The following is a 12,382-nucleotide window of genomic DNA, read 5'->3' as shown; positions in this document are numbered from 1 at the left end:
GCTCACGACGAGGTGCGCAGGGTCGCGCGCAGCAGGCGGTCGCGCAGCTCCCGGGTGTGGCGTCGGCTCACCTGGAGCTCGGTGTCGTCGAGCATGACACTGCACCGACCGTGCTCCATGCGCACCTCCCTGACGTGCGTGAGCGACACCAGCGTGCTCCGGTGGATCCGCACGAATCCCGCTGCGGCCCACCGTTCTTCGAGGGTGCTGAGCGGGATGCGGACGAGGTGGCTGCCGGTGGCCGTGTGCAGCCGTGCGTAGTCGCCCTGGGCCTGGGCGTAGCGGACCTGGCTGCGCGTGATGAACCGCGTGACGCCGGCGAGCTCCACCGGGATCGTCTCGTCCTCGGGCTCTCCCGCCGCCTGCGGCGCGGCCCCTCCCGGCTCCACGGCGGCGACCACCCTGCGCACCGCCTCAGCGAGGCGGTCCTTGCGCACCGGCTTCATCACGTAGTCGGTGGCGTCGACGGCGAACGCGTCGACGGCGTGCTGGTCGTGGGCGGTCACGAAGACGACCTGGGGGCGCTCCACGAAGCGGGCGATGACGCGGGCCAGCTCCATGCCGTCGAGGCCGGGCATCGAGATGTCCGAGAAGACGACGTCGATGTCGCCGCTGTCGAGCGACCGCAGGGCGTCTGCGCCGCTCGACGCCGTCACGACCTCCGCGATCCGCTCGTCCTGGCGCAGCAGCCAGCTGAGCTCCTCGAGGGCCGGCGCCTCGTCGTCCACGACGAGGGCACGCAGGGCTGCACCCGTGGAGCCGCCGGTGGCGTCCTGCGGGCGGCGGTGCTCCGGGTCGCCGGAGAGGGCGCCAGCCATGGGGGAGAGACTACGTCGTCGCGTGGACGCCGGGGGCGTACTTGGGCACCCGGAAAGTCACCCTGGTGCCCGCCCCGGGAGCGGTCTCGACGACCAGCCCGAAGTCGTCGCCGTAGACCTGGCGGAGCCGGGCGTCGACATTGCCGAGGCCGACGTTGTCGCCGTCGGCATGGCCGTCGAGGATGGTGCGGATCGCGGCGGGGTCCGACCCGACCCCGTCGTCCTCGACCGTGATCACGGCTTCGGCCCCTTCGTCGCTGGCGGTGATGCTCACGTGGCCACCGCCCTCCTTGGTCGCCAGCCCGTGCCGGACGGCGTTCTCGACCAGGGGCTGGATGGCCAGGTAGGGGACCGTGACCGGCAGGACCTCCGGCGCGATGAGGAGAGAGATCTGCAGCCGGTCGCCGAACCGCGCCTGCTCGAGCACGAGGTAGCGCTCGACGTTGCGGAGCTCCTCGGCCAAGGTCGTGAAGACCCCGCCGCGGCGCAGCGCGTAGCGGGTGAAGTCCGCGAACTCCAGGAGCAGGTCGCGGGCCCGGTCGGGGTCGGTGCGCACGAACGAGGCGATGGCGGCCAGGGAGTTGTAGATGAAGTGCGGGCTGATCTGCGCGCGCAGGGCGCGCAGCTCGGCCTCCATCGTGCGGGTGCGCTGGTGGCCGAGGTCGGCGAGCTCGGCCTGGGTGGCCATCCACCCCGCGACCTCCTCCGTCGCGCGGGCGAGCCCCGCCGAGGCGTTGGGACCGTATGCCGCGAGCGCCGCGACCACGCGGTCATCGGTCACCACCGGGGCGATCACCACCGAGCGGACCGGGCAGTCGGGGTCCGGGCACTGGACCTGACCAGCGCGCAGGACGATCGTCCGCCCCGTGCGCAGCACCTCCTGGGCGTGCCCGGGGGCATCCGCCGCGTGGTGGTCGGCCGCGCCGTCCCAGGCGAGCAGCCCGCCCCCGTCGCAGATCGCCACCGCCGACGAGCCGAGCAGCTCGCGCAGGTGCTTGGCGGCCCGGGCCGTGCCGTCCTCGGTCAGCCCGTCCTGGAGGTGCCGGGCCGCGAGCGACGCGGTGTGGAGCGTGGCGTGCGTGGCCTGGTCGACCTCGGAGACGAAGCCTCGCGAGGCGCTGCGACCGTGCCGGACCAGCCGGACGAGGGCATAGAGGAGTCCCAGGGACCCCGCGACCAGGATCGCGGTGGGGAGGTGGAAGCTGCCCGACACAGGGCGAACTCTAGGCTGCACTGCGTGGTCGACGTCATCGCTTCGCTGAGCGCCCTTGCCGAGCTGCCGGGCGTGCCCGAGCGGATCGCCGCCGCCCGCGATGCGTGCGAGCAGCTGCGCTGGCACGAGGCGTTGCGCCGCCGCATCCCCGAGGCGTCCGCGGAGTCCCGGGTGCGGGGTGCGCAGGCGAGCGCCGCCCTCGAGGGGGCGACGGTCCCCCTCGACCTGGTCCGCGACGTGATGCGCGGGGCTGCCGAGTGGCCCTTGCAACCCGACCCGGTCGAGCTCGTCGCGCGGGGAGCCGTCACGGCCACGGCCGAGAGCGAGCACGTCAGGGGTCTCGTGACGAAGGCTCCCCTGCAGGCGCTGGCGCGGCTGCACGTGGCCGCCGCCGCCGAGCTGCTGCCGGCCGAGCAGGTCGGGCGACCCAGGGTGGCCGGCGAGACCAGCGCCGAGTTCCGCGACCTCGGCGAGGCCCCGGTGTCGGACGCCCTGCGCGAGCGGCTCGACCTCCTGGTCACCGTGATGACCGCGGGCTCTGCCGTGCCCGGCCTCGTCGTGGCTGCCGTGGCGCACGCCGAGATCGCGACGGCCCGGCCCTTCGTGCGGGCCAACGGGGTGGTCGCGCGAGCTGTCGAGCGGGCCCTGGTGCAGGCCATCGGGCTCGACCCGACGGGGGTCGTGGTGACCGAGGCCGGGCACGCCACCCAGGGTGGGCCGGCCTACCTCGGCGCGCTCGCGGCATACGGGACGGGCACGCCCGAAGGGCTGGGGCTCTGGATCGGGCACTGTGCCGACGCGGTGGTCGCGGGCGCGGCGCAGGGGGTCCAGATCTGCGACGCGGTGCGTGCCGGCCGGCTCACCTGACCCAATCTCCTCCAGGTGTCGAGGGAAACGCCGGACGCCCACCTGCGGCTCAAAGTCAAGGGTTTCCTTTGCTCCCGAGCGGGGGTAGACATGGGGGCAAGTCGACGTACGAGAGTCCGACGGCCACCGTGACCCCATCGGGCACCCACGCGCGGGCAGTCCACTGGTGGACCGATCGTGACGGGCTTGTCCCGGTGCGACAACTACAGAATGCACGCCTGGTAACCCGTGGCGGATCACGGCCGATGGCACCCCGCAACGCGGGGTGCCATCCCCCTGCGGCGGCGGTTTGTCCGGAATGGACGGCCATGTCCGCGGAAATACTCGAATCTCGTGGGCAAAACGCGTCACGAACGAGTTGCGGTTGAACACTTAATGGTCCACGATGAAGGCGTCCGCTCCCCCTTGTGGGTAGAGCGGATCGGCGCACCGGCTCCTCCCCCCCGGAGCTTGGCGCGTCGACGGCCCCGGTTGTCCCCCCGACCGGGGCCGTCCCCTTTCTCCAGCCAGGTTCTCGTGGCTGCTCCCCCGGTTCGAGGTATTCGGCGACCGGATCCTGGTAGGCGAATACCTCGACCCGCCGTTCCCGCATCGCCGTCGTGCCGCACTGGTCCCGATGCGGTGTCCGTCGTCCACAGCTCCGTGATCGGCTGACCCCGCTCCACAGGCGTGGCGTCGGCCGCTCGCCCAGCGCCGTGGGCCACCGCAGGCTTGGCGGCATGGACCATCGCGTGCTGGGAGTGATCGGGGCGTCGGGCGGCCTGGGGGTGTCGACCCTCGCCGTCGCCCTCGCCGTGCGCGCCGTGGGCCGGGTGGGCGCCACGGTGGCGGTCGACGGCGCGCCTGGCGGGGGCGCGCTCGACGTCACGGCCTGCGTCGAGCACGTCACGGGGCTGCGCTGGGCGGACCTGGTCGAGGCCGAGGGCAACATCGACGGTGCGGCGCTGCTCCGGGAGCTTCCCGCCGAAGGCTCGGCACGGGTCCTGGCCGGACGAGGGCCGGCGCCTCCGGACGAGGTCGTGCGTGCGGCCGTGTCCGGGTTGTCCAGGGTGTGTGGGCTGACCGTCGTCGACCTGGGGTGTTCGACGTGGTTGGCGGAGCAGTGCAGCGACCTGCTGCTCGTGGTCGGGTCGAGCGCCCGCCAGCTGGCCGACGGCGCCGGGGCGGCTGAGCGTCTCCACGACCTCGGGGTGCCGGCCGCCCTCGTGCTGCGCCCCCACCGGGGCGACGCACTGGGTCCGGAGGAGGTCGCTGCGCACCTCGACCTCCCACTGGCCGGCATCATGCGCGACGACCCCCGGGTGCCCGTCGACGCGGACCGTGGGCGACCACCGGGCAGCCGTGGGTCGGGGGCCCTGGCCGGGGCTGTCGACTCGCTGCTGTCCGCACCGCCGCCGTGGCTGGTCCGACGATGAGGCGCGACGCCCTCATCGTCGACCGGATCCGCCGGGGCGAGGCGCCCGATCCCGGCGCGGTGCGGGAGATCGCGGCTGCCGACGCCGCTCGGCTCGGGGAGGCCGGCGTCGAGTCGGCCCGCGCCCTCCTGGCCTCAGAGGTGCTCGGGCTGGGTCCGCTCGAGCCGTGTGTGCGCGACCCGCGGGTGACCGACGTCCTGGTCAACGGCGACGGGTCCGTCTGGGTGGACCGCGGCGAGGGAGCGCTGGCTCCGGGCGGCCTCGCCTTGGAGCCGTCGGAGGCGCGACGACTGGCGGTCCGGTTGGCGGCTCTGGCCGGCCGCCGGCTCGACGAGAGCCAGGCCTGGGTGGACGGGCTGCTCCCCGGGGGGATCCGGCTCCACGCGATCCTTCCCCCGTTGGTCGACGGCGGTGCCCACCTGAGCCTTCGGGTCCCTCGGGCTGTCGGCACCGGGCTGGCCGGGCTGGGGTCCCGGGGGATGTTCGGACCGAGGGTCGAGGAGCTGCTCCGCGCGTTGGTGCGTCGCCGCCGCTCGTTCGTGGTCACCGGTGGCACGGGCACCGGCAAGACGACCCTGCTCGCGGCAATGCTGTCCGAGGTGACGGGCGGCGAGCGCATCGTCGTCGTGGAGGACGTTCGCGAGCTCGCCATCGACCATCCCCACGTGGTTCGACTGCAGGGCAGGGGCGCCAACGTGGAGGGTCAGGGAGCTGTCGGGCTGGTCGACCTCGTCCGTCAGGCGCTTCGCATGCGGCCCGACCGGCTCGTCGTCGGCGAGGTGCGTGGCGCCGAGGTCCGCGAGATGCTCGCGGCGCTCAACACCGGGCACGACGGTGGCTGCGGCACGCTCCACGCGAATGCGCCTGCCGACGTGCCCCGCCGGTTCGACGCGCTGGGCGCCCTGGCCGGGCTGCCTCGCGACGCGATCCAGACCCAGCTGGCCAGTGCCGTCGAAGCCGTCGTGCACCTCGGGCGCGAGGGCGGGGGGCGGCGGGTGGCCTCGATCTCGGTGCTGCGGTGGACCGGTTCCGAGACCGCCTGCGACCTCGCCCTCGACGCTGCCGCCGACATCGTCGGCCCGGGCTGGCCGGCGCTCACTGCCCTGGCCGGGGTCGACCAGTGACGCTTGCCGGCCCGCCGACCTCTGCGGCCCTGCTCGTCGCGGTGCTGGTCCTGGTGGTGGCGGCCGCGGCCCTGTGGCCAGCGGGCACTGAACGGCTGCCCGGTGCCGGCGGTGGCTCGGTCTCCGCTCGGCCGGTGGGTCGGGTGCGGGACGGCGCCGGCTCACGGCCCACGGTCGCGCCGCGACGTACGGTGGGCGCCTCCGGACGACGAGCGGCTCGCGAGCGCGCTCTCGCCGACCTGGTTGCGGCACTCGCCGCACCGCTTCGAGCCGGGGTGCCGCCAGCCGTCGCGGTGGCTGCGGCTGCGCCGATGTTTCCTGCCGACCAGGCGCTCGGTCCGCTCCTCGACGACCTCTCGGCGGCTGCCGTTCGCGGTGCTCCGCTCGCCGACGTGTGGCGCTGGCACGCCCGGATCCACGAGAGTCCCGATCTGTCCTTCGTGGCCCAGGCGTGGGCCCTGAGCGAGCTGACCGGCGCGCCCCTGGCCGACGCCCTGGCCTGTGGTGAGCAGGTGCTGCGCGACCGGGCCAGGTCGCGCGAGCGGTTGTCGGCGGCAGCGGCTGGCCCCAAGGCGTCGATGGCGGTCCTGTGCCTCCTGCCGGCCTCGGGCCCTGTCGTGGGGACCCTGATGGGTGTGGACCCGGTGACGCTCTACCTCTCCTCGTCCGTGGCCACTGCCAGCCTCGTCCTGGGCATCGGTCTCGGGCTGAGCGCGTGGCTGTGGAGCTGGCGCATCCTCCGGAGGGCCGCGTGACGACCCTGCTGGTCTGCATGCTGGCGGGTCTGGTCCCCGTCCTGTGGCCGGCCAGGGTGCCACCCGGGCCGATGCTCGTTCGCCCTGGAAGGACCCGAGCGTGGGGGAGGGCCCTGGGTGGCTGGGTGCCTTGGCGTGGCCGTCGGCAGGACCAGGCAGCCGATGGTGACGTCGCCGATGCCCTCGTCCTCGTCGCACTCTGCCTTCGTGCCGGGTTGCCGCTGACCACCGCGCTGCACCACGTCCAGTCGGGGGCCACCGGCGTGGTGCGCGACGACCTCGCGTCCGTCGTGGCTGCCCTGCGGTGGGGGTTGTCGGCGCAGGAGGCCTGGGCCCATGCGGGTGCCCGGTGGCGGCAGGCGGCGACCGCGACCCACCTGTCCGAGCAGACCGGTGCGGCGGCGGCCGAGCTCCTCGAGGGTGCGGCGGCCCGGATGCGTGAGCAGGGTGAGCGAGCCCGCGAACGCGCTGCCGCGCGGGCTGGGGTGCTGCTGGTGCTGCCGCTGGGGTTGGGCTTCCTCCCGGCCTTCGCCTGCACCGCGGTCGTACCGGTGGTGGTCACCCTCGCCTCGGGGATCCTCGCGGGGGCTTCGTGAGCCGTAAGGCTCGTCGGGAGGGTCGCCTGGCTGCGTCAACGGCGGCTACCGGCTGTTGAACCTCACAACAGGGGCCACCGTCCTGCCGTGGGGGCGGACCGCATCCGCACCACGATCCCGGCCGCCCAGCTCGGTAAAAATTCGGTGTGCGGGGCCGCGACACCCGGTTCGACGTGCGCAGCTCCGACTTCGCCGTGCTGAATCAGGCCTTCACCGGGGCGGCCAACGAGCTGGACCTGACCGGCGGCCGGTTCACTCCGGTCCATGCCAGCAAGGTGCCCGACTACCGCGGCCTGAGGCTGAGCAGTGGGGTCGCCGTGGCGCTGAAGGAGGAGGTCTTGAGCCTGCAGCGCACAGAACCAGGTGCAGGGACGTCTGGCCACCCTCGGCTTTCCCTTCCCGGTGCCAGCCGGAAGTCGGTTGACCCCGCGCACGTCCCCCTGACCGTGCGCTGACCGGGCTCGGGCCCTCACCATTCCCTCAGGTGAGGGCCCGAGTTCTGTGTGGGCGGCGGGTGCGTTGCCGGAACCGCCCACGCAGGCTGGCCCTTCGTCCACACGCACCCCCTGCCTCCGTGGTCGTCCACAGGCCGGCCGGAGTGGCATGGCGACCCCGCGCGAGGTCCGGTGGACTCAGGGGCGAACCGGGCCGAGCGCCCGTCACCCATTCGAGGAGCACAGCGTGAAATGCACACTGGTCACAAGGTTTTCGACGATCCGACGCAGGGCCGAGGCCGGCATGACGACAGCGGAGTATGCCGTGGGCACGCTGGCCGCGTGCGCGTTCGCCGCCGTCCTGCTCACCATCGTCCGGTCCGGCACCGTCAAGTCGGCACTGGCGTCCGTCATCACCGCCGCGCTGGGCTCGGTCGGCTAGCCGGCGAGGGCGGGATGGCGACGGCGGAGCTCGCCGTCGCCATCCCCACGCTGGTCCTGGTGCTGTTCGTGGCCCTGTCGGCGGTCGCGACCGTCACCGACCAGGTGCGCTGCGTCGACGCTGCGAGGGCGACGGCCCGGGCCCTGGCTCGAGGCGACGACCAGGCGTCGGCCCTGGCCGTAGGCAAGCCGCTGGCACCACCGGGCGCCGCGTTCGCGGTCTCGGCCGCCGGATCAGGCTCGGGGGTGGAGGTCACGGTAGTGGTGCGAGGGCGGCCGGCGCCGGGGCTCGGGTGGCTCGGGTCGCGGGCGACTCCGACAGGTCGCGCGGTGGCCGCCATGGAGACGGTGGGATCCGGTGACCCGGCGCGGTGACAGAGGGGCGGCGACAGTGCTGGTGCTGGCGGCGCTCGGAGTGCTGCTCGTGGTCCTCGTCGCGGGCCTGGCCCTGGGCAGCGCCGTGGTCGCGACCCACCGGGCCCGGTCAGCGGCGGACCTCGCTGCCCTCGCTGCGGCCCAAGCCCTCCAACGGGGCGTCGACCCGACCGCGGCGTCCGCGTCAGGCGTCTCGGTGGCCTCGCGGAACGGCGCTGAGTCCGCTCGGTGCGCCGTGGGGCAAGACGGTTCGGTGACGTGCCGGGCGGTGGCGCGGCCGTCGTTCATCCTGCCGGGGACCGGGCGTCGGACCACAACGGCGACGGCCCGAGCCGGGCCGTCGCCGTGATGGAGCTGCTGCCGAGCGAGTCGGCGCCAGCGGTTCAGTCGCGGGTCACTCGCGGACGGAGCGGTCGCCCCGTTCGGTCCGGTCGGCCTCGACGTCATCGACACCGTCGGTGCGGTCGCCCGTGCCAGCCGTCTCGGGGTCGTCGGTCGCGTCGCCAGAGTCGGCAGAGCCAGCGGGGTCGCGACCCATGATCTTGTCGGCAACGGTCCGGTAGCCCGGGTGGTTCGGGTCGTCAGAGGCGTCGCCGTCGGTCGGGGTGGCCGAGTCGTCAGCCGCCATCACGCGGGTCGAGTCACCGGTGGTCGCGCCGTCAGAGGCGCCGTCGGAGGCGTCGTCGGTGGTCGCGTCGTCCGTGGTCGCCGAGTCGTCAGCGGTGGTCGTGCCAGCGGTGGCGCCGGAGTCGGCTGGTGCGTCCGCTGAGTGGCGAGCGGCAAAGTCGTCTCCGGTCGCGTGGCGCTCGTCGGTGTCGTCGCCCTGGCTGGCGGCGATCCCGGCTCCGGCCCCTGCTCCCGCGCCGACGGCGGCAGCGGTCGCAGTCTCGCCCGAGGTCGAGCGTCGGGCTGCGTACTCCCCCTCGAGCCGGCTGCGCTCGTAGGCGCGGGCCCGCTCCTCGGCCTCCTGCTGCCGCGTGGCGAACTCGGTCTCGCGCTCGCGGTCGCGCTCGGCCTGGCGGGCCTCGAACTCCTCGTCACGCACCCGGTCGCGCTCGGCCAGGGCGCTGTGGTGCGACTCCTCGGCGCGGGCGCGCTCGTCGGCGCGGATGCTCTCCTCGATCTTGGCCTGGCGCTCGGCCTCTTTGGCCTCGCGGGCCGGGCGCCGTCGGCGCTTGGCCGAGCCGCGGATCATCGCCAGCCCGAGCCACAGGATCAGCAGCACGGCGGCACCGGTGATGAGCAGGGCGAGCGGGGTCATTCCCCAGCTGTAGCCGGCGAACTCGAGGTCGACCGGCGTGGTGAGCGAATCAGTGGTGAGGAACAGGATGACACCTGCTCCCACGGCGAGCAGGACGAGAATCAGGCCGAGCACGATCACGGAAGAAACCTCCGACGATGAGGGGTGCGTGGTGCACCGTCCGCCTTCGACCCTAGCCGCTGGCCTGCGCGTTTGCCCCATTCGTCACCATCGGAAACGGCGACGGACCCGTGGGTGTCGCCGCACCGGCGGGCTGGTGCGGAGCACCCGCGAGCACCGCTCGCAGCAGCCGGATCGCGCCCGATTTGTCCAGCGGCTCGTTCCCGTTGCCGCACTTGGGTGACTGCACGCACGCCGGGCAGCCGCTCTCGCAGCGACAGGCCCCCACCGTCTCCAGCGTCGAGCGCAGCCACTCCTCGAACGACTCGTAGGCCCGCTCGGCGAAGCCGGCGCCGCCGGGGTGGCCGTCGTAGACCATGATCGTGGGCAGCCCGGTGTCGGGGTGCAGCGCCGTCGACACGCCGCCGATGTCCCACCGGTCGCACGTCGCCACCAGCGGTAGCATGCCGATCCCCGCGTGCTCGGCCGCGTGGGCCGAGCCGGGGATGTCGACCTCCGCCACGCCGGCCGCCGCCAGCCAATCCACCGGCATGGTCCACCAGACGGCCCGCGTGTTCAGCGTGCGCTGGGGGAGGTCGAGCGGGTGCGTGCCGATCACCTCGCCGCTGGGCAGCCGTCGCAGGAAGGACGTGACCTGGGTGTGCACGTGGACCGTCCCGAACGACACCTGCACCGGCCCCCAGGCCATGCTGCGCTGCGCCCCGATGATGTCGAACGCGCTCACCGACTGCGCGAACGTGCTCCATCCGGGGTCACCGCGCACGGCTGTCGCGGTGCCGTGCTCGAGGTCGAGCTCGGTCACCACGTAGGTGTCGCCCTGGTGGACGTGCACCGCACCGGTGTGGACCTGGGTGTGCGCCGACGCCTCGTCGATGGTGCCCAGCACCCGTCCGGTCCGCTGCTCCACGATGCCGACGACCTCACCGGCGCCGCGGAGCGAGACGTGGTCGGAGGCTCGGTCGGTGCGCGCCCAGTACCACCCGGTCGGCCGGCGTCGCAGGATCCCGCGGGCGACCAGGGCGTCGACGAGCGGGCGGGCCTGGTCACCGAACAGCGCGAGGTCGTCCTCCTTCAGCGGCAGCTCGGCCGCCGCGGCGGCCAGGTGCGGGCCCAGCACGTGGGGGTTGTCCGGGTCGAGCACGGTGGCCTCGACGGGCTGCCCGAAGACCACCTCGGGGTGGTGCACGACGTAGGTGTCGAGCGGGTCGTCCGCCGCGACGAACACCGCCAGCGACCGCGTGCCGGCACGACCCGCGCGGCCGGCCTGCTGCCACAACGAGGCACGGGTGCCCGGCCAGCCGGCCAGCAGCACCGCATCGAGCCCGCTGATGTCGATGCCCAGCTCGAGGGCGTTGGTGGCCGCCAGCCCGATGATCGACCCGGCCCTCAGGGAGCGTTCGAGCTCGCGGCGCTCCTCGGGCAGATAACCGCCCCGGTATGCCGCGACGGCACCGGCCAGCCCCGGCGACACCTCGGTGAGCGTGCGGCGAGCGCTGGTGGCCAGGGCCTCGACCCCGGCGCGCGACTTGGCGAAGGCCACCGTCTGGACGCGCTGGGTGACCAGCTCGGCCAGCAGGTCGGCCGCCTCGGACGTGGCCGAGCGACGGCCGTCGCCCTCCCCGAGCAGGCCCGGCTCCCACATCGCGAAGGTCATCGCCTCCCGAGGCGAGCCGTCGTCGGTGACCGGCACGACCGGCATACCGACGAGGCGGGCGGCGTGCAGGCCCGGGTCGCGCACGGTCGCAGAGGCGAGGATGAAGGTCGGGTGTGCGCCGTAGCGGGCGCAGACTCGGCGCAGGCGGCGCAGCAGCGCCGCGAGGTGCGAGCCGAACACGCCACGGTAGGTGTGGCACTCGTCGATGACCACGTAGCGCAGCGCCCGCAGGAACGGTGCCCACCGCTCGTGCAGGGGCAGCAGCGAGTGGTGGACCAGCTCCGGGTTGGTGAGGATCAGCTGGGCGTGGTCGCGGATCCAGCGGCGTTCCTCGGTGGCCGTGTCGCCGTCGTAGGTCGCCGCCCGCACGCCCGGCACGGCCATCGCCTGCACCCGGGCCAGCTGGTCGGCCGCCAAGGCCTTCGTCGGGGACAGGTAGAGGGCTGTCGCGCCGCGGCCGGAGGGGGCGGCGGACCCCTCCACGAGGGCCGACAGCACCGGCAGGAGGTAGCCGAGGCTCTTGCCCGACGCGGTGCCGGTGGCCATCACCACGTGTGACCCGTCGTGGGCGAGGTCGGCTGCCGCGCGCTGGTGGGACCACAGGGAGGTGACCCCGGCACCGGCACACGCGGCATACACGGTCGGATCGACCCAGGTGGGCCACGGGACGAGCGCCGCAGCGCGGGCCGGCACCTCGTGGACGTGCAACAGCCGCTCGCTCCTGGTCCCCGTTGCGAGGCCCGCCAGCGCCGTGACCGGGTCGAACGCGACGCGGCGAGACCCCGCGGAACCGGGTGGGGTGGGGCCGGAGGTGGACATTGCCGCTACCGTAATCCCGAGAGCAGACGGTCCGACCGCCTGCTCACCGGTGTACGCAGGTGAAAGGGTGGACGTGGACCTCTCGGTCTCCAGCAGTGAGCAGGGTGCGGTGACGATCGTGCACGTCGCGGGCGAGATCGACGTCTACACCGCCCCGTTGCTGCGCGAGGTCCTCGACAAGCAGGTGGCCGCAGGCCGGACCGACCTCGTCGTCGACCTCGAGAAAGTCACCTTCATGGACTCGACCGGTCTGGGCGTGCTCGTGGGCCGCCTCAAGCTGGTGCGCGGCCAGAACGGCACGCTGCGCATCGTCAGCGCCCAGGAGCGGATCCTCAAGGTCTTCAAGATCACCGGCCTGGACAAGGTGTTCCACATCTACCCCACGGTCGACGAGGCTGCTGCAGCATCGAACGCCTGACGAATTCTCTGTGACGATCCTCACCCGGCGTCACAAACCCTGTGACGTGCATTACCCTCGCACGCAACGTCC

At 73.6% G+C, this 12,382-nt stretch carries 14 protein-coding genes; 10 read left to right on the top strand and 4 right to left on the bottom strand.

Going from position 1 to position 12,382, the window contains the following annotated elements:
* Window positions 1-2 precede the first annotated feature (2 nt).
* Window positions 3-818, bottom strand: coding sequence for a LytTR family DNA-binding domain-containing protein (locus ASG95_RS19050; protein ID WP_082592884.1), 816 nt, complete (start codon window positions 816-818; stop codon window positions 3-5).
* A gap of 10 nt (window positions 819-828) precedes the next feature.
* Window positions 829-2,031 (bottom strand): histidine kinase, encoded by a 1,203-nt coding sequence (locus tag ASG95_RS21500; protein ID WP_157582267.1) that lies wholly within the window; start codon window positions 2,029-2,031, stop codon window positions 829-831.
* A 24-nt stretch (window positions 2,032-2,055) separates the two neighbouring features.
* Between ASG95_RS21500 and ASG95_RS21495 the strand changes: the two genes are divergently transcribed.
* The 9 genes from ASG95_RS21495 (at window position 2,056) to ASG95_RS19005 (ending at window position 8,387) form a co-directional block, all read left to right on the top strand.
* A complete protein-coding gene (locus ASG95_RS21495; RefSeq protein ID WP_056921680.1) occupies window positions 2,056-2,898 on the top strand; it encodes a hypothetical protein in 843 nt (280 codons plus the stop codon).
* Window positions 2,899-3,617: 719 nt separating this feature from the next.
* Window positions 3,618-4,313 carry a hypothetical protein gene (locus ASG95_RS19035; RefSeq protein WP_157582264.1) on the top strand — a complete coding sequence of 232 codons (696 nt, stop codon included), beginning with the start codon at window positions 3,618-3,620 and terminating at the stop codon, window positions 4,311-4,313.
* Window positions 4,310-5,437: a TadA family conjugal transfer-associated ATPase gene (locus ASG95_RS19030; RefSeq protein ID WP_056921682.1), complete on the top strand. Its 1,128-nt coding sequence runs from the start codon at window positions 4,310-4,312 to the stop codon at window positions 5,435-5,437. Before ASG95_RS19035 ends, ASG95_RS19030 begins: the two co-directional genes overlap by 4 nt.
* Window positions 5,434-6,192, top strand: coding sequence for a type II secretion system F family protein (locus ASG95_RS19025; RefSeq protein WP_056921683.1), 759 nt, complete (start codon window positions 5,434-5,436; stop codon window positions 6,190-6,192). The genes ASG95_RS19030 and ASG95_RS19025 overlap by 4 nt, the downstream gene beginning before the upstream one ends.
* 125 nt (window positions 6,193-6,317) lie before the next feature.
* Window positions 6,318-6,788 (top strand): type II secretion system F family protein, encoded by a 471-nt coding sequence (locus ASG95_RS19020; protein ID WP_056921684.1) that lies wholly within the window; start codon window positions 6,318-6,320, stop codon window positions 6,786-6,788.
* A 146-nt stretch (window positions 6,789-6,934) separates the two neighbouring features.
* The gene (locus ASG95_RS19015) at window positions 6,935-7,243 is read left to right on the top strand and encodes a hypothetical protein (RefSeq protein ID WP_056921685.1); all 309 of its coding nucleotides are present in this window, start codon (window positions 6,935-6,937) and stop codon (window positions 7,241-7,243) included.
* 283 nt (window positions 7,244-7,526) lie between these two features.
* A complete protein-coding gene (locus ASG95_RS22140; protein ID WP_235544038.1) occupies window positions 7,527-7,664 on the top strand; it encodes a DUF4244 domain-containing protein in 138 nt (45 codons plus the stop codon).
* 14 nt (window positions 7,665-7,678) lie between these two features.
* Window positions 7,679-8,038: a TadE family type IV pilus minor pilin gene (locus ASG95_RS19010; RefSeq protein WP_056921686.1), complete on the top strand. Its 360-nt coding sequence runs from the start codon at window positions 7,679-7,681 to the stop codon at window positions 8,036-8,038.
* The gene (locus ASG95_RS19005) at window positions 8,022-8,387 is read left to right on the top strand and encodes an Rv3654c family TadE-like protein (RefSeq protein ID WP_056921687.1); all 366 of its coding nucleotides are present in this window, start codon (window positions 8,022-8,024) and stop codon (window positions 8,385-8,387) included. Before ASG95_RS19010 ends, ASG95_RS19005 begins: the two co-directional genes overlap by 17 nt.
* A gap of 45 nt (window positions 8,388-8,432) precedes the next feature.
* Here the strand turns inward: ASG95_RS19005 and ASG95_RS19000 are convergent, their stop codons facing one another.
* Entirely contained in the window at window positions 8,433-9,419 is a 987-nt protein-coding gene (locus ASG95_RS19000) for a hypothetical protein (RefSeq protein ID WP_057378469.1), read from the bottom strand.
* 52 nt (window positions 9,420-9,471) lie between these two features.
* On the bottom strand, window positions 9,472-11,892 hold the full coding sequence (locus ASG95_RS18995; RefSeq protein ID WP_082592876.1) for a DEAD/DEAH box helicase: 2,421 nt from the start codon (window positions 11,890-11,892) through the stop codon (window positions 9,472-9,474).
* A gap of 73 nt (window positions 11,893-11,965) precedes the next feature.
* On the opposite strand from ASG95_RS18995, the gene ASG95_RS18990 reads away from it, so the two are divergent.
* The gene (locus tag ASG95_RS18990; RefSeq protein ID WP_056921833.1) at window positions 11,966-12,310 is read left to right on the top strand and encodes an anti-sigma factor antagonist; all 345 of its coding nucleotides are present in this window, start codon (window positions 11,966-11,968) and stop codon (window positions 12,308-12,310) included.
* Window positions 12,311-12,382: the final 72 nt, after the last annotated feature.

It is taken from the genome of Phycicoccus sp. Soil803 (assembly GCF_001429685.1).
Classification (GTDB): domain Bacteria; phylum Actinomycetota; class Actinomycetes; order Actinomycetales; family Dermatophilaceae; genus Pedococcus.
This window is presented reverse-complemented; position numbering and strand designations above follow the sequence as displayed.